The organism is Pseudomonas sivasensis (assembly GCF_021391435.1).
GTDB classification, from domain to species: Bacteria; Pseudomonadota; Gammaproteobacteria; order Pseudomonadales; family Pseudomonadaceae; genus Aquipseudomonas; species Aquipseudomonas sivasensis.
Genome location: NZ_CP090029.1, coordinates 2,835,989 through 2,853,753 on the forward strand (window position 1 = coordinate 2,835,989; position 17,765 = coordinate 2,853,753).

The window sequence follows — 17,765 nt, forward strand, 5'->3', positions numbered from 1 at the left end:
ACGTAATACTCGCGAAATCAGGCGGCAGCGCGCAGTGGACGGGCCACGGCCACGCCATCGGTGTCGAACAGATGGCAGTGCGCCGGGTCCAGGTGCAGGTGCAGGGTTTCACCGTACTGGCTGGCCATGTCGCCGCGGATGCGCATGGTCAACGGCTCGCCGTTGGCGGTGTTGACGTGGCAGAAGGTGTCACTGCCCAGGCGTTCGCCGACGTCGGCGGTGACGGTCAGGGTGGTTTGGCCAGGCGACGCGATTTCCAGGTGCTCCGGACGAATGCCCAGGGTGACCGCGCTGCCGACGCTCAAGGTCGGACCACTGAGCGGCAGGTTGATCAAGGTGCCGGCGTCCAGTTGCACTTCGCAGGTCTGGGACTCGACACGCGTGACCTTGCCCTTGAGGAAACCCATTTTCGGCGTGCCAAGAAAGCCCGCCACAAACAGGTTCGCGGGTTGGTGATACAGCTCCAGCGGCGAACCCACCTGCTCGATACGGCCGCTGTTGAGCACTACCACCTTGTCGGCCAGGGTCATGGCTTCGACCTGGTCGTGGGTCACGTAGATCATGGTCGCCTGCAGCTCTTTATGCAGGCGCGCCAGCTCCAGGCGCATTTGCACACGCAGGGCAGCGTCGAGGTTGGACAGCGGTTCGTCGAACAGGAAGATCTTCGGGTTGCGCACAATGGCGCGGCCAATCGCTACGCGCTGACGCTGGCCACCGGAGAGTTGCTTGGGCTTGCGCTCCAGCAGCGGGCCCAGTTCGAGGATGCGCGCCGCTTCGTTGACCTTGCTCTCCACCAGCTTCTTGTCGACGCCGGCCAGGTCTAGGGCAAACGACATGTTTTTGCGCACGCTCATATGCGGATACAGCGCGTAAGTCTGGAACACCATCGCCAGGTCGCGCTTGGCCGGGGTCACTTCGGTGATGTCGCGGCCATCGAGTTCGATGGTGCCTTCGGTAACTTCTTCCAGGCCGGCGATCAGGCGCAGCAGGGTGGACTTACCGCAGCCCGACGGGCCGACGAAGACCACGAACTCCTTGTCGTTCACTTCCAGGTCGATGCCTTTGATGATCGAGAAACCTTCGAAGCCTTTTTGCAAATTCTTGATTTTGAGGTTGGCCATGATGGGCCCTCCGCTAGAAATTATTATTTAACTGCGCCGAAGGACAAACCGCGCACCAGCTGTTTCTGGCTGATCCAGCCAAAGATCAGGATCGGCGCACAGGCTAGGGTCGAGACGGCCGACAATTTGGCCCAGAACAAACCTTCGGGGCTGGAGTAGGAGGCGATCAGCGCGGTCAACGGCGCCGCGTTCGATGAGGTCAGGTTCAGCGACCAGAACGCCTCGTTCCAACACAGGATCAGCGACAGCAACACCGTGGAAGCGAGGCCGCCCTTGGCGATCGGCAGCAGTACCCGGACCATTTCCTGCCAGAGGGTGGCGCCGTCCAGGCGTGCGGCTTCGAGGATGTCTTTGGGGATGTCTTTGAAGTAGGTGTAAACCATCCAGACCACGATCGGCAGGTTGATCAGGGTGTAGATGATGATTAGCGCAATGCGCGTATCCAGCAGGCCAAAACTCTTGGCCAGCAGGTAGATCGGCATCAGCACGCCTACCGGCGGCAGCATCTTGGTGGAGAGCATCCACAGCAGCGTGCCCTTGGTGCGCTTGGTTTCGTAGAACGCCATGGAGTAGGCCGCCGGCACCGAGATCAGCAGGCACAGGGCGGTAGCGCTGAAGGAAATCAGCACCGAGTTCCAGGCATAGCTGAAGTAGTTGCTGCGCTCGTTGATGTGCAGGTAGTTCTCCAGCGTCGGCGTGAAGATGAACTGCGGCGGCGTGGCGAACGCATCGATTTCGGTCTTGAAGCTGGTCAGCACCATCCAGAAGATCGGGAAGAAAATCAGGATCGCGATGGCCCAGGCCAACGTGCCGAGCAACAGGCTTTGCAGGCGGCGGGATTGTTGAAGCGTCATGGCGCGGCCCTCAAGGCTTGTCAGTCAGGTTTTTGCCGATCATCCGCACCAGGATGATCGCCGCGATATTGGCGATGACCACGGCAATCAAGCCGCCGGCCGAGGCCATGCCCACGTCGAATTGCACCAGCGCCTGGTTGTAGATCAGGTAGGCCAGGTTGGTCGACGCGTAGCCGGGGCCACCGTTGGTGGTGGTGAAAATTTCGGCGAATACCGAGAGCAGGAAGATCGTTTCGATCATCACCACCACGGCAATCGGGCGGGCCAGGTGGGGCAGGGTCAGGTGCCAGAAAATCGCAATGGCGCCGGCACCGTCCAGACGTGCCGCTTCCTTTTGTTCCTGGTCGAGGGACTGCATGGCGGTCATCAGCAGCAGGATCGCGAAGGGCAGCCATTGCCACGACACAATGATGATGATCGACAGCAGCGGGTAGTGCGCCAGCCAGTCAACAGGTTCTGCGCCAAAGAACTTCCACACGGCAGCGAGGATTCCCGACACCGGGTGAAAAATCAGGTTCTTCCAGATCAGCGCACCGACGGTGGGCATGATGAAGAACGGAGAAATCAGCAACACCCGCACCAGGCCGCGACCGAAGAATTCACTGGCTTCCAGCAGCGCGCTGATCAACACGCCGAACACCACGCTGATCAGCAATACGCTACCTACCAGCAACAGGGTGTTGGAGGCACCGGGCAAGAAGCCCGAGTCGGTGATGAAGTAGGTGAAGTTCTCCAGCCCCACGAATTGGTTTTCGCCGGGGTAGAGCAGGTTGTAGCGGATCAGGGAAAAGTACAGGGTCATGCCCAGGGGCACGATCATCCAAAGCAACAGCATGGCGACCGAGGGCGTGACGAGGAACCAGCCGGGGTTGGCCAGGCGGTTTTTGGGTGCTGTATTCATGATAATCAAGGCCATTGCGAAGCAAGGATCGGAATGCGGTCAGGATGGGAGAGGGCTTGCCCCCGATAGCGGTGTATCAGTCACTGAATCATCAACTGGTAGATGGCTATCGGGAGCAAGCCCCCTCCCACATTTGACTGTGGTGAGCCCCGGGTTATTTGGGGTAACCCGCCCGCTTCATTTCACGCTCGGTGGTGGTCTGCGCGGCGGTCAGTGCAGCATCGACCGTTTGCTGACCGGTCAGTGCACCGGAGAAGAACTTGCCGACCTGGGTACCAATCGCCTGGAACTCAGGAATGGTCACCAACTGGATACCGATATACGGCACCGGCTTGAGCGTCGGTTTGGTCGGGTCGGCGACTTTCAGCGATTCCAGGGTCACCTTGGCGAACGGTGCAGCCTTCATGTACTCGTCGCTGTAGGTCGACTTGCGTGTGCCAGGCGGTACGTTGGCCACGCCGTCGGTCTTGGCGACCAATGCGCCATATTCCTTGGAGGTTGCCCAACTGGTGAACACCTTGGCGGCGTCCTTGGCCTTGGAGCTGGTCGGGATCGCCAGGGACCATGAGTACAGCCACGAAGTGCCTTTGTCGGTCTTCTCGTGGGGCGCGAAGGTGAAGCCTACGCTGTCGGCCACCTTGCTCTGGGACTTGTCGGTGACAAACGAGCCAGCCACGCTGGCGTCGACCCAAATTGCACACTTGCCGCTGTTGAACAGCGCCAGGTTTTCGTTGAAACCGTTGCTGGACGCACCCGGCGGGCCGGATTTCTTCATGTTGTCGACGTAGAAGTTAAGCGCGTCTTTCCATTCGGGGCCGTTGAATTCAGGCTGCCACTTTTCATCGAACCACCGCGCGCCATAGCCGTTGGCCAGGGTGGTGATCAGCGCCATGTTTTCACCCCAACCGGCTTTGCCGCGCAGGCACAGGCCGTATTGCTCTTTGGTTTTGTCGGTGAGTTTGGCCGCGAATTCGCCGATCTGGGTCCAGGTCGGATGCTCGGGCATGGTCAGCCCGGCGTCCTTGAACAGGTCGGTGCGGTAATACGTGATCGAGCTTTCAGCGTAGAACGGCAGGGCGTACAGCGAGCCTTTGACGGACAAACCGTCACGCACAGAAGGGAAAACGTCGTCGAGGTCGTAGGAAGCCGGAAGATCCTTCATCGGTTCCAGCCAGCCTTTGGCGCCCCAGAGTGCGGCTTCGTACATGCCAATGGTCAGCACGTCGAACTGTCCGCCTTGGGTGGCGATGTCGGTGGTCAGGCGTTGGCGCAGCACGTTTTCTTCGAGCACCACCCAATTCAGCTTGATCTCTGGATGCTCGGCCTCGAAGGTCTTCGAGAGCTTTTGCATGCGGATCATGTCGCTGTTGTTGACGGTGGCAATGGTCAGGGTCTGCGCGCCAAAGCTGACGGCGCTGAGGGTCATGCAGGTTGTCATGCAGGTGGAGACAAGCAGTGCTTTTGCTGTGAACTTCATCGCGCACTCCATTTCCGCGCCCAGGGGCTACAGAAGGACAGTTATTGTTGTTGTGTCTTCCTACGAGGAGTCAGGAAGAGTGTGCGTTGATTACAGCCTTCAAATGGGGTTGTGACAAATCCTTGGGAGCACTTGGACTGATACTTTTTTGCACTCGGTCACACAGCCTTTGAAACCTTCAAGCCAGGTTCTGCTCGGTCAGCCGTTGCACCGCCAGGCGCCGGTAGTGGGAAGGGGTCATGCCTTTAAGCTGCTGAAAACGTCGGTTGAAGTTGGAGATATTGTTGAAACCCGACTCAAAGCACACATCGGTGACGGCCTTGTCGCCATCTGCCAGTAACTCGCATGACTTGCTGATGCGCAGTCTGTTGACGAATTCGATAAATGTGCGCCCGGTGGCCTGCTTGAACACCCGGGAAAAATACGTGGGCTTCATGCCCAAGTGTTCCGCCACTTCCTCCAGCGGCAACTCCCGCGCGTAGTGGGCGAAGATGTAATCCACCGCCCGGTTGGTACGGTCGATGCTGTGTTCATCGGCCAGTTGCGGCGTGGTCACGCCGGACAGCAGTTGGTAGTCCTCACAGGTACTCAACACTTCCAGCAAGATAAAGAAGTGCCCCAGGCGCGCCATACCCTGGGCGTCCTCGATGCGTTGCATCAGGGTCATGGCTTGGGCAATGGTCTTTCTGCAACGAAACTCGATGCCGTACTGGGCACGTTCCAGCAGTGGGGTGAGGGTTTTCAGCTCGGTGAAGATATGGCTGCCGTTTTCCAGTAATTCATCGGTGAAGTTCACCAGCATGTCGCGCTTGGGCACCACCTCGTCTTCTTCCACCTGGCTGATCCAGTTATGGGGCAGGTTGGGGCCGGTGAGGAAGAGGCTTTCAGGGTAGAAATTACCGATGTAGTCGCCGATAAACACCTTGCCCGAGCTGGCGACGATCAGGTGCAGTTCGTATTCCTTGTGGAAATGCCAGCGCACCAGCGGACAGGGGAAACCATGCTGGCGATAGATGATGGACAGACCGTTGTGATCGTCCATCAGCTCGTAGGAAGGGTCGGTGATTCGCGCTGCTCGGGTCATGCTGCCGTCGCTTTTATTGTTGGTTGCGACCCGAATAATGCCCCCTTGCGCGCGACCCTGCCAGCGTCGGTGTTTACAGCACGCGGTTTTTTGCCTCGATCCACTGGGACATGTACTGGGTACTTTTGTGGGCGTGATGGCGAAGCATGCTGCCGGTAAAGTTGTCGCGGCGATGGGCGGCGAGGTGGCGACGGCAGTGCTCCAGGCACTCCACCAGCGCAGGCCCGTGGACGTTCTGGTCATAGCGGCGGGCAATCAACTGGCGACCGTCTTCCTGGGCCTGGGTCCAGCGCTCGCGGTCCTGATACAAAGCCACGGCAGCGGCGGCCAAGGCAGGCGCGCTGGTTTCGATCATGCCGGGCCATGGTTGCTCATCGCCCATGGCCTCGGCGCCGATCGGCGTGCTGATGCTCGGCGTACCGCACAACATCGCGTCCGCCAGTTTGCCCTTGATGCCCGCGCCGAAGCGCAGGGGGGCCAGGCAGATGCGTGCAGCGCTCATTACCTGTAGCGCATCTTCAGCCCAGTTCATCACATGAAAGCCCTGGGCCGGGTTATGCAGGGCGGTGGCCTTGGGTGGGGTGTAAGCGCCATAGATATGCAGCTGCGCGCCGGGTAATTGTTGTCGAATCAGCGGCCACAGGCTGTTCTTCATCCACAGCACAGCGTCCCAATTGGGCGCGTGGCGGAAGTTGCCGATGCTGAGGAAATGCGCGCGGTCGTCAAACGGGACGAAGGTTTCGGTCACGGGCTCCAGCATCAGCGGGCACCAGTGGAGCAGGGCGGCCGGCACCTTGAACTGCTCGGTCAGGAGGCGCATTTCCACGTCGGAGATCATTAGGTTGATGTCACAGCGGTAAATCGCCGCGATCTCGCGCTTGGCCACGTCGGTGTCGGCCATCAGTTGGAACTCATCTTCCAGGGCGGGCGCAAACAGAGCGCTGAAGTCGTCGCTGTCGGGATGGGTCTTAAGGTGGTTCTTGAGCCGTTGCTGGCGAGCGTCGCGCAGGCTTTGCAGGTCGCAGGTTTCCAGCACGCGCAATGCGTCGGGGCAACACTTCTCCACGCGCCAGCCGAACTGCTCTTCCATCATGAAACGGTCGAACAGCACGATATCCGGAGCGAGCTCGCGGATAAAGTCGTCGAAACTGCTGTTATTGAGCTCGATGGCGCATTCGGCAATGCCCAGGGAGAGCAGGTCGGCTTTGTGCTCGCCGAGTGCAGCTGGGCTGCTGAAGGTAATGTCCCAACCTTGTGTAAGAAAGGTCTCAAGAATCTGCATCATATGCCCACCAGCGGCCGAAGAACGCGGCTCCGGCCAGACATAACCAATGACCAGAACTTTGGTGGCAGGCGGATTCATCGACGACGGTTTCCTTTAAGGGCAGGCGAAAAGCGCGCAATTAAACCACAACCTGTGGGCATGACAATTTGTGTCTGGCGGTAGGTAGGCACGGCACTTTGTGGTTAACTTCCGCCTCTCGAATTCGTTTAACTAAACCCAGCATAAGGATTCTGTTCATGGCTCAAGTCACCCTTAAAGGCAACGCGGTCAAGGTTGAAGGCGAATTGCCGCAAGTCGGCACCCAGGCTCCAGACTTCATCCTGACTGCCAACGACCTGTCGGACGCCACCCTGGCGACCTTCGCCGGCAAGCGCAAAGTGCTGAACATCTTCCCAAGCGTTGATACCCCGACTTGCGCGACGTCGGTTCGCAAGTTCAACGCCCAGGCCAACGAACTGAACAACACCGTTGTACTGTGCATCTCCACCGACCTGCCATTCGCCCAAGCACGCTTCTGCGGCTCCGAAGGCCTGGAAAACGTGAAGAACCTGTCGGATTTCCGCGATCCTGCTTTCGCTCAGGACTTTGGCGTGGCAATCGCTGATGGCCCGCTGCGCGGCCTGACCGCCCGCGCCGTGGTGGTTCTGGACGAAAACAACAACGTCCTGCACAGCCAACTGGTTTCTGAAATCGCTGAAGAACCAAACTACGAAGCTGTTCTGGCTGTTCTGAAGTAACTGTTTGCGTGGATGCTGTCGTTTTGCAGTAACACGCGTGATACATGATTGCGGCCTGGCCTAGTCCAGGCCGTTTTCATTTGTGCTTCAGACGTTTAGGCAAATAGCCGACGGACTAGACCCAGACGTTAAAAGTTGTAAGCCCAAGGTAAATAGCCGGTAAAGGCGCTTTTCTTAATGCGCCCCAGTGCTTATCTTTCAGCCTCCCAAAGAAGAAGCTCTCGCGCCCAATGGTTGATCATTCCATGCAATCCTCCCCCCGCAACTCCCGTCGCTGGCTGTTCGGCCTGCTTGTGCTGCTGGTTATCGCCGGTCTGTGCTGGAAATTCTGGCCCGGCGGCGCGGCCCAAAAAGACGCACCGGCCGGGCACACCAGCAAAACCGGCATGGCACGCCCTGGTTTCGGCGGTTCCACGGGCCCGATACCGGTGCGCGTGGCGCCGGCGGTGTTGGGAGAGTTTCCGGTGTACTACAAGGCATTGGGCACTGTTACTGCGCTCAACACCATTAATGTACGCAGCCGGGTGGGCGGGGAATTGATGAAGATCGCCTTTGAAGAAGGGCAGATGGTCAAGGCCGGTGATCTGCTGGCCGAGATTGACCCGCGCAGCTACCAGAACGCCTTGCTCCAGGCCCAGGGCACGCTGATGCAGAACCAGGCCCAGCTGAAAAATGCCCAGGTCGATGTGGAACGCTATCGTGGGTTGTATGCCCAGGACAGTATCGCCAAGCAGACCCTGGACACCGCCGAAGCGCTGGTCCTGCAATACCAAGGCACGGTCAAGACAAATCAGGGCGCGGTCGACGACGCCAAGCTCAACCTTGAATTCACCAAGATCCGCGCGCCGATCGCCGGTCGCGTCGGCTTGCGCCAGCTCGACGTCGGCAACCTGGTGGCCGCCAACGACACTACCGCCCTGGCCGTGATCACCCAGACCCAGCCGATCAGCGTGGCCTTTACCCTGCCGGAAAACACCCTGGAAACCGTGCTCGCCCGTTACCACGCTGGCAACAAACTGCCCGTGGAAGCCTGGGACCGTGGCGACGTGAAACAGCAGGCCGTCGGCGTGTTGCAGAGCCTGGACAACCAGATCGACGTCACCACCGGCACTCTGAAATTCAAGGCGCGTTTCGATAACAAGGACAAAGCGCTGTTCCCCAACCAGTTCGTCAACGTGCACCTGCTGGCCGACACCCTGCACAACGTGGTGCTGGCTCCGTCCGCCGCGATTCAGTTCGGCAATGCTGGCACCTTTGTCTACAAACTGGATGGCGACAAGAAGGTCAAGGTACAGCCCCTTGTGGTCGGTGATACCGACGGTGAAAACACCGTGATCAAGGAAGGCTTGGTCGCTGGCGACCGTGTGGTGCTGGAAGGCACCGACCGCCTTAAGGAAGGCAGCGAAATCGAAGTGGTCAACGACAGCACTGAAGTCCCGACCACCCCGACTGAGCACCTGCAAGGCAAACCGGCAGCGAAAGGGGAGACCGGCGCTGACGCTGGCAAGGCGCAAAAGGTCGGCGCATGAACCTGTCGCGGCTGTTTATCCTTCGCCCGGTCGCCACCACGCTGAGCATGCTGGCCATTGTCCTGGCCGGCATCATCGCGTACCGCTTGCTGCCGGTCTCGGCCTTGCCCCAGGTGGATTACCCGACCATTCGGGTGATGACCCTCTACCCCGGCGCCAGCCCCGACGTGATGACCAGCGCGGTTACCGCGCCCCTTGAGCGCCAGTTCGGGCAGATGCCCGGCTTGACCCAGATGGCGTCCACCAGTTCCGGCGGCGCTTCGGTACTGACCCTGCGTTTTAACCTCGACATTAATATGGATGTCGCCGAGCAACAGGTGCAGGCCGCGATCAACGCCGCCACCAATTTGCTGCCCAAGGACCTGCCGGCGCCGCCGGTGTACAACAAGGTCAACCCGGCGGATACCCCGGTGCTGACCCTGGCTATCAGCTCCAAGACCATGTTGCTGCCCAAGCTCAATGACTTGGTCGACACGCGCATGGCGCAGAAAATTGCCCAGATCAGTGGCGTCGGCATGGTCAGCATCGCTGGTGGCCAGCGTCAGGCCGTGCGTATCAAGGTCAACCCCGAAGCCCTGGCGGCTAATGGCCTGAACTTGTCGGATGTGCGCACCTTGATCGCGGCGTCCAACGTCAACCAACCCAAGGGTAACTTCGACGGCCCGACCCGGGTGTCGATGCTTGACGCCAACGACCAGTTGGTCTCGCCCCAGCAATACGCCGAACTGATCCTGGCCTACAACAATGGCGCGCCGTTGCGCCTTAAAGATGTGGCACAGATCGTCGACGGCGCCGAAAACGAGCGCCTCGCGGCTTGGGCTAATGAAAACCAGGCGGTGCTGCTGAACATCCAGCGCCAGCCGGGTGCCAACGTCATTGAGGTGGTGGACCGCATCAAGGCGTTGCTGCCGAGCATCACCGACAATCTGCCTGCCGGCCTCGACGTCACCGTCCTAACCGACCGCACCCAGACCATCCGCGCCTCGGTCAAGGACGTACAACATGAATTGCTGATCGCCATTGCCCTGGTGGTGATGGTGACCTTCCTGTTCCTGCGCCGGGTCAGCGCCACGATTATTCCGTCCATCGCCGTACCGTTGTCTCTGGTGGGCACCTTCGGCGTGATGTACCTGGCTGGGTTCTCCATCAACAACCTCACGCTGATGGCCTTGACCATCGCCACCGGGTTTGTGGTGGACGATGCCATCGTGATGCTGGAGAACATCTCCCGTTACATCGAAGAAGGCGAGACCCCCCTGGCCGCCGCCCTCAAGGGCGCCAAGCAGATTGGTTTCACCCTGATTTCCCTGACCCTTTCGCTGATCGCTGTGCTGATTCCGCTGCTGTTCATGGCCGATGTGGTGGGGCGCCTGTTCCGCGAATTTGCCATCACCCTGGCGGTGGCGATCCTGATTTCCCTGGTAGTGTCCCTGACCCTCACGCCGATGATGTGTGCGCGGTTGCTCAAGCGTGAGCCGAAAGAGGCAGAACAGGGCCGCTTCTACAAGGCCAGTGGCGCCTGGATCGACTGGATGATCGAAGCCTACGGGCGCAAGTTGCAGTGGGTGCTCAAGCACCAGCCGCTGACCCTGCTGGTGGCCATCGCCACGTTGGGTCTTACCGTGGTGCTGTACCTGGTGGTGCCCAAGGGCTTTTTCCCGGTGCAGGACACGGGGGTGATCCAGGGTATTTCCGAGGCGCCGCAGTCGATTTCCTTTGCGGCCATGAGTCAGCGCCAGCAGGCGTTGGCCAAAATCATCCTGGAGGATCCGGCGGTGGAAAGCCTGTCGTCCTACATCGGTGTGGATGGCGATAACGCGACCCTCAACAGCGGACGCTTGCTGATCAACCTCAAGGCCCACGGCCAGCGCGACTTGAGCGCAGCCCAGGTAATCACGCGTCTGCAACCGGAAATCGACAAGTTGGTGGGTATCCGCCTGTTTATGCAGCCGGTGCAGGACCTGACCATCGAAGACCGTGTGAGCCGCACCCAGTACCAATTCAGCATGTCCTCCCCGGACTCTGAGTTGCTGGCGCTGTGGAGTGACAAGCTGGTGCACGCCCTCGGCCAGTTGCCGGAGCTTACCGACGTCGCCAGCGACCTGCAGGACAAAGGCCTGCAGGTGTACCTGGTGATCGACCGCGATGCGGCCTCGCGCCTGGGCGTCAGTGTGTCGACCATCACCGACGCGCTGTACGACGCCTTCGGCCAACGCCAGATTTCCACCATCTACACCCAGGCCAGCCAATACCGCGTGGTGTTGCAGGCCCAGTCCGGTGAGACCCTCGGCCCGGATGCACTGAACCAGATCCATGTGAAAACCACCGACGGCGGCCAAGTGCGGCTGTCGAGCCTGGCCCGTGTGGAACAGCGTCAGGCGCAGTTGGCCATTGCCCATATCGGCCAGTTTCCGGCCGTGATGATGTCGTTCAACCTGGCTCCCGGCGTGGCGCTGGGCAAGGGCGTGGAGCTGATCAACCAGGCGCAGAAAGACATCGGCATGCCCGTGGGCGTGCAGACCCAGTTCCAGGGCGCAGCCCAGGCGTTCGAAGCCTCGCTGTCGAGCACCTTGCTGCTGATCCTGGCGGCGGTGGTCACCATGTACATCGTGCTCGGCGTGCTCTACGAGAGCTATATCCACCCGATCACCATCCTGTCGACCTTGCCTTCGGCGGCGGTGGGGGCATTGCTGGCCCTGCTGCTCAGTGGTAATGACCTGGGCATGATCGCGATCATCGGCATCATCCTGCTGATCGGTATCGTGAAAAAGAACGCGATCATGATGATCGACTTCGCCCTCGACGCCGAACGCAACCAGGGTCTCGACCCACAGACCGCGATCTACCAGGCCGCGCTGTTGCGCTTCCGGCCAATCCTGATGACCACCCTGGCCGCGCTGTTCGGTGCGGTTCCGCTGATGCTGGCCACCGGCTCCGGTGCTGAATTGCGCCAGCCGCTGGGTTTGGTGATGGTCGGCGGTCTGCTGGTGAGCCAGGTGTTGACGCTGTTCACCACGCCGGTGATCTACCTGTATTTCGATCGCCTGGGTCGTCGCTGGCGCAAAGAGCCGCAAAGCCTGGAGCCGGTTGAGTCATGAACCTGTCCGGACCTTTCATCCGCCGACCGGTAGCGACCCTGCTGCTGAGCCTGGCGATCATGCTGCTGGGCGGGGTGAGCTTTAACCTGTTGCCGGTGTCGCCGCTGCCGCAGATCGACTTCCCGGTGATCGTGGTCTCGGCCAGCTTGCCGGGTGCCAGCCCCGAGGTGATGGCCTCGACCGTGGCCACGCCGCTGGAGCGCTCCTTTGGCGCGATTGCCGGCATCACCACCATGAGCAGTTCGTCGAGCCAGGGCTCTACCCGAGTGATCCTGGCGTTTGACTCCGACCGTGATATCAACGGCGCGGCGCGTGAAGTGCAGGCGGCGATCAACGCGTCACGCAACCTGCTGCCCAGCGGCATGCGCAGCATGCCCACCTACAAGAAAATCAACCCGTCCCAGGCGCCGATCATGGTGCTGTCGCTGACCTCGGACGTGTTGCAAAAGGGCCAGCTCTACGACCTGGCCTCGACCATCCTGTCCCAAAGCCTGTCCCAAGTGCCGGGTGTGGGCGAAGTGCAGATCGGCGGCAGTTCCCTGCCAGCGGTGCGCATCGAGCTGGAGCCCAAGGCCCTCGACCAGTACGGCGTGGCTCTGGACGATGTGCGCAACACCATTGCCAACGCCAACCAGCGGCGGCCCAAGGGCTCGCTGGAAGACAGCGAGCGCAACTGGCAGATCCAGGCCAATGACCAGTTGGAAAAAGCCAAGGACTACGAGCCGCTGCTGATTCGCTACCAGAATGGCGCGGCCTTGCGCCTGTCGGATGTGGCGAAGATTAGCGACGGCGTTGAAGACCGCTACAACAGCGGCTTCTTCAACAACGAGCCGGCGGTGCTGTTGGTGATCAACCGCCAGTCCGGCGCCAACATCATCGAGACCGTCCGACAGATCAAGGCTCAACTGCCGGCGTTGCAGGCGGTGCTGCCGTCCAGCGTCAAGCTCAGCCTGGCCATGGACCGCTCGCCGGTCATCACCGCCACCTTGCACGAAGCCGAGATGACCCTGCTGATTGCCGTGGGGCTGGTGATTCTGGTGGTTTACCTGTTCCTCGGTAACTTCCGCGCCTCGCTGATCCCGACCCTGGCGGTGCCGGTGTCGCTGGTGGGCACTTTCGCGGTGATGTACTTGTACGGGTTCTCGCTGAACAACTTTTCGCTGATGGCGTTGATCCTGGCCACCGGCCTGGTGGTGGACGATGCCATTGTGGTGCTGGAGAACATTTCCCGGCATATCGACGATGGTGTGCCGCCCATGAAGGCGGCGTACTTGGGCGCCCAGGAAGTCGGCTTTACCTTGCTGTCGATGAACGTGTCGCTGGTGGCGGTGTTCTTGTCCATTCTGTTTATGGGCGGGATTGTCACCAACCTGTTCCGCGAGTTTTCCATCACCTTGTCCGCAGCGATCATTGTGTCGTTGATTGTCTCGCTGACCTTGACCCCCATGCTCTGCGCTCGCTGGCTCAAGCCCCACGTCAAAGACCGGATGACCGGTTTGCAGCGCTGGAGCCAGAGGATCAACGACCGGATGGTTGCCGGTTATGCCACCAGTCTGGACTGGGTACTGCGCCATCGACGCCTGACCTTGCTCAGCTTGTTGCTGACCATCGGCATGAACGTGGCGTTGTACGTGGTGGTGCCGAAAACCTTTATGCCCCAGCAGGACACCGGCCAGTTAATCGGCTTTGTGCGCGGCGATGACGGGCTGTCGTTCAGCGTGATGCAGCCGAAGATGGAGACTTTCCGCAAGGCGGTGCTCAAGGACCCGGCGGTGCTCAGCGTGGCGGGCTTTATCGGCGGCAACAACGGCACCAACAACGCGGTAATGCTGGTACGCCTCAAGCCCATCAGCGAACGCAAGATTTCTGCCCAGGCGGTGATTGAGCGCCTGCGCAAGGAAGTGCCGCTGGTGCCGGGCGGGCGCCTGTTCCTGATGGCTGACCAAGACCTGCAATTTGGCGGCAGCCGCGACCAGACCAGCGCGCAGTACTCCTACATCCTGCAAAGCGGTGATCTGGCCGCATTGCGCCTGTGGTACCCGAAAGTCGTCGCTGCGTTGCGTGAACTGCCGCAACTCACCGCCATCGACGCCCGTGAAGGCCGGGGCGCAGCCCAGGTCACGCTGATAGTCGACCGCGACCAGGCCAAGCGCCTGGGCATCGACATGGACATGGTCACCGGAGTGTTGAACAACGCCTACAGCCAACGGCAGATTTCTACGATCTACGACAGCCTTAACCAGTATCAGGTGGTCATGGAGGTCAACCCCAAATACGCCCAGGACCCGATCACCCTCAACCAGATGCAGGTGATTACTGCCGATGGCGCGCGGGTGCCGTTGTCGACCATTGCCCATTACGAGAACAGCCTGGCCGATGACCGGGTCAGTCACGAAGGCCAGTTCGCCTCGGAAAACATCGCCTTCGACATGGCCGAAGGGGTGACGGTGGAGCAGGGCACGGCCGCCATCGAACGGGCGATTGCCAAGGTCGGTTTGCCCGAAGACGTGATCGCCAAGATGGCCGGCACTGCCGATGCCTTCGCAGCCACCCAGAAAGGCCAGCCGTTCATGATCCTCGGCGCGCTCGTGGCGGTGTACCTGGTGTTGGGCATTCTGTATGAGAGCTACATTCACCCGCTGACGATCCTCTCGACCCTGCCGTCGGCCGGCGTCGGCGCCATGCTCGCGATCTACCTGACAGGGGGCGAGTTCAGCCTGATCTCCTTGCTGGGGCTGTTCCTGCTGATCGGCGTGGTGAAGAAAAACGCAATCCTGATGATCGACCTGGCCCTGCAACTGGAGCGTAACGACGGCTTGGGCCCCTTGGAATCGATTCGCAGCGCTTGCCTGTTGCGTCTGCGGCCGATCCTGATGACCACGCTGGCGGCCATCCTCGGTGCCTTGCCCTTGCTGCTCGGCGCTGGCGACGGCGCCGAAATGCGTCGCCCCCTGGGCCTGACCATCATTGGCGGCCTGGTCTTCAGCCAGGTCCTGACCCTTTACACCACCCCGGTGGTTTACCTTTATCTCGACCGCGCGCGCCATCGTTTCAATAAATGGCGCGGCGTGCGTACCGATGCTGCCCTGGACACTGCGCTATGACCGATTCAACCTTTGCCAAATTGGCCATGACCCGCGGTTCCCGTGTCGCGAGCCTGGTGCTTTGCGGCGTATTGCTCAGCGCCTGCGCCGTCGGCCCGGACTACAAGCGCCCGGATGTTATCGAACCCGTGCAATTCAAGGAGGCCCAGGGCTGGCGTCAGGCCACGCCGAGTGATTCCTTGGCCCGTGGCGCTTGGTGGGAGTTGTACGGCGACCGCCAGCTCAACGACCTGGTGGTGCGCCTGAATACGGCTAACCAGACGGTGGCACAGGCCGAGGCGCGTTTTCGCCAGGCCCAGGCACTGGTGCGCAGTTCGCGCGGGGCGTTTTACCCGACGGTCGACCTGAGCGCCGGTAAAACCCGCGCCAGCCAGGGCACCGGCAGCAGCAGTGCGAGCCTCAGCAGTTCCAGCAGTGGTATCCGCGACACCCTCAACGCGCAATTGGGCGTGAGCTGGGAAGCCGACATCTGGGGCAAATTGCGCCGTGGTCTGGAAGCCAATGAAGCCAGCGCCGAAGCCAGCTCGGCGGACTTGGCGGCCATGCGCTTGAGCCAGCAATCGGAACTGGTGCAGAGCTACCTGCAATTGCGCGTGATGGACGAACAGACCCGCTTGCTGCAAGCCACGCTGGACACTTACCAGCGCTCCCTGCAAATGACCGAAAACCAATACCGCGCTGGTGTCTCCGGCAAAGATGCGGTGGCCCAGGCGCAAACCCAGCTCAAGAGCACCCAGGCGAGTCTGATCGACCTGATCTGGCAGCGTGCGCAGCTGGAAAACGCCATTGCAGTGTTGATCGGTGAAGCGCCGGCCAACTTCAACCTGGCCGTGAGCAAGGACATCCCGGCACTGCCACAGATTCCGGTGAGCCTGCCGTCGCAGTTGCTGGAGCGCCGCCCGGACATCGCCTCGGCCGAGCGCTCGGTGATCGCTGCCAACGCCAATATTGGCGTGGCCAAGGCCGCCTACTACCCAGACTTGAGCCTGAGCCTGGCCGGTGGTTATTCCAGCAGCACGTACGCTGACTGGATCAGCCTGCCAAACCGCTTCTGGTCAGTGGGCCCGAAGCTGGCCATGACCTTGTTCGACGGCGGCCAGCGCTCGGCGGAAGTCGACCGCACTGTGGCGTCCTACGACGAAACCGTGGCCAAGTATCGCCAGACGGTGCTCGACGGCTTCCGTGAAGTGGAAAACTACATGGTGCAACTCAAGGTGCTGGAAGACGAGGCGGTGGTCAGTAACGAAGCGCTGGAAGCGGCGCGCGAATCCCTGCGCTTGACTCAGAACCAGTACAAGGCGGGGTTGATTGCCTACCTGGATGTGGTGACGGTACAGGCGACCGCACTCAGCAATGAACGCACGGTGTTAACGCTGCTGCAGAGCCGGTTGGTAGCCAGCGTGCAACTGATTGCCGCGTTGGGGGGCGGTTGGGATGGGCAGACGTCAATAGCCGAGTAGGCGTGAGGGAGAATAATGCTACGTGGTCAGGACTCGTTGCGCGCACTTGGTGCGGTCTTAGCCAATTGAGTCTGTAGTTGCTGAGCGAAGATCAACAGGCCAACGCGCGATAGCCGAACGAAAGGGCTCTTTGTTCGGCTCACTCATCATTGTTTGCCAACCTGAGTTAAATGGCTCTGAGAGATATTAAATCAGCAAATTTGTATGACTTGGAGTTGTTCTCAACATGCAGCTCTAAAGAGTCTTGGTTATACGATATCAAACTCCCAAATTCTGTTGTAGAGCGACCTTTGTATTCCAGAATTATTTTTGTGTACCGTGGTAGGTATTTTAGAATTTGGTCAACTTTACAAGCGACTCGAAATTTCAATACTCGGTTATCCCCGTCGGTTAATTGGTATTCTTTTCCACCGGGAAAATGATAGGTAATGACTGTGTCCTCGAAAGCGTCGATTCTCCCCCAGACTTCATATATTTTTTGTTTTTCATAACATATTTGTTTGTCATAACATAGATGAGTGCTTACTACGTACTCGCCATCGTCAATGGGGAAAGTGCCGCGTTCAGCAATTTTTCGCTCTACATAGGGTGTTATGTCGGTCACTGCTTGAGCATCTCCGATGTTTTCGATTCTATAAGACTTGATTTCGCCGCCTTTGTCTCGAATACATTGAGTGCCTTTCAGGTGGCCAGTATTCTCAGTGTTATTAGGGTATAGAAGTGCGATGATGGCCATTTCTGAAACTCCGAATGTCATGTGGAGTAAAGTTTATCGCTCTCAGCATGAAAGTCACCTGTAAGATATGACAGTTTTATATATCCTTACGGAATAAAAATTTTATTTTTATGGAGTGCAGGATGCTGGGAGTTTGTGTTAAACCCGATTTCTAAATACGGGCGTCTATACTGGAAAAGGGGTAACAATCCTCTAAAATTTTTAGTTTTTGTTATCCCGAGCCCCGCCAACACTGAAGCGACACACTGCCTTTGATACGCAGGTGACGTCGCACACGAGTTATAGACCACTCCGGACCTGGCCAGTAGTTTGACGTCAAATTACAGGTGATGGCCCTATGATAATTAATCACCTGCACCAGAATTAATCTCGCTACAAT

Annotated in this window: 12 protein-coding genes; 5 read left to right on the top strand and 7 right to left on the bottom strand. The window is 59.6% G+C overall.

Going from position 1 to position 17,765, the window contains the following annotated elements; all coding sequences use genetic code 11:
- Positions 1–17 precede the first annotated feature (17 nt).
- From LRO94_RS12655 to LRO94_RS12680, 6 genes are all read right to left on the bottom strand, one after another.
- A complete protein-coding gene (locus LRO94_RS12655) occupies positions 18–1,121 on the bottom strand; it encodes an ABC transporter ATP-binding protein (RefSeq protein ID WP_095185869.1) in 1,104 nt (367 codons plus the stop codon).
- Between the two features lie 23 nt (positions 1,122–1,144).
- A complete protein-coding gene (locus tag LRO94_RS12660) occupies positions 1,145–1,975 on the bottom strand; it encodes a carbohydrate ABC transporter permease (RefSeq protein ID WP_032886872.1) in 831 nt (276 codons plus the stop codon).
- A gap of 10 nt (positions 1,976–1,985) precedes the next feature.
- A complete protein-coding gene (locus LRO94_RS12665) occupies positions 1,986–2,876 on the bottom strand; it encodes a carbohydrate ABC transporter permease (RefSeq protein ID WP_050442832.1) in 891 nt (296 codons plus the stop codon).
- A gap of 154 nt (positions 2,877–3,030) precedes the next feature.
- On the bottom strand, positions 3,031–4,314 hold the full coding sequence (locus LRO94_RS12670; protein WP_371260725.1) for an ABC transporter substrate-binding protein: 1,284 nt from the start codon (positions 4,312–4,314) through the stop codon (positions 3,031–3,033).
- 217 nt (positions 4,315–4,531) lie between these two features.
- Positions 4,532–5,437: an AraC family transcriptional regulator gene (locus LRO94_RS12675; RefSeq protein ID WP_099602877.1), complete on the bottom strand. Its 906-nt coding sequence runs from the start codon at positions 5,435–5,437 to the stop codon at positions 4,532–4,534.
- A 73-nt stretch (positions 5,438–5,510) separates the two neighbouring features.
- Positions 5,511–6,800, bottom strand: coding sequence for a glycosyltransferase (locus tag LRO94_RS12680; RefSeq protein ID WP_233897030.1), 1,290 nt, complete (start codon positions 6,798–6,800; stop codon positions 5,511–5,513).
- Positions 6,801–6,958: 158 nt separating this feature from the next.
- Between LRO94_RS12680 and tpx the strand changes: the two genes are divergently transcribed.
- From tpx to LRO94_RS12705, 5 genes are all read left to right on the top strand, one after another.
- Positions 6,959–7,459, top strand: coding sequence for a thiol peroxidase (gene tpx / locus LRO94_RS12685; RefSeq protein ID WP_179179135.1), 501 nt, complete (start codon positions 6,959–6,961; stop codon positions 7,457–7,459).
- Between the two features lie 230 nt (positions 7,460–7,689).
- The gene (locus LRO94_RS12690; protein WP_032886865.1) at positions 7,690–8,988 is read left to right on the top strand and encodes an MdtA/MuxA family multidrug efflux RND transporter periplasmic adaptor subunit; all 1,299 of its coding nucleotides are present in this window, start codon (positions 7,690–7,692) and stop codon (positions 8,986–8,988) included.
- The gene (locus LRO94_RS12695; protein WP_233897033.1) at positions 8,985–12,086 is read left to right on the top strand and encodes an MdtB/MuxB family multidrug efflux RND transporter permease subunit; all 3,102 of its coding nucleotides are present in this window, start codon (positions 8,985–8,987) and stop codon (positions 12,084–12,086) included. The genes LRO94_RS12690 and LRO94_RS12695 overlap by 4 nt, the downstream gene beginning before the upstream one ends.
- Positions 12,083–15,190: an efflux RND transporter permease subunit gene (locus tag LRO94_RS12700; RefSeq protein WP_032886862.1), complete on the top strand. Its 3,108-nt coding sequence runs from the start codon at positions 12,083–12,085 to the stop codon at positions 15,188–15,190. The genes LRO94_RS12695 and LRO94_RS12700 overlap by 4 nt, the downstream gene beginning before the upstream one ends.
- Complete coding sequence (locus LRO94_RS12705) at positions 15,187–16,650, top strand: efflux transporter outer membrane subunit (RefSeq protein ID WP_032886861.1); 1,464 nt, start codon at positions 15,187–15,189, stop codon at positions 16,648–16,650. The genes LRO94_RS12700 and LRO94_RS12705 overlap by 4 nt, the downstream gene beginning before the upstream one ends.
- Before the next feature lie 166 nt (positions 16,651–16,816).
- On the opposite strand, the gene LRO94_RS12710 is transcribed toward LRO94_RS12705, so the two are convergent.
- On the bottom strand, positions 16,817–17,386 hold the full coding sequence (locus LRO94_RS12710) for a hypothetical protein (RefSeq protein WP_179179134.1): 570 nt from the start codon (positions 17,384–17,386) through the stop codon (positions 16,817–16,819).
- Between the last annotated feature and the right edge of the window lie 379 nt (positions 17,387–17,765).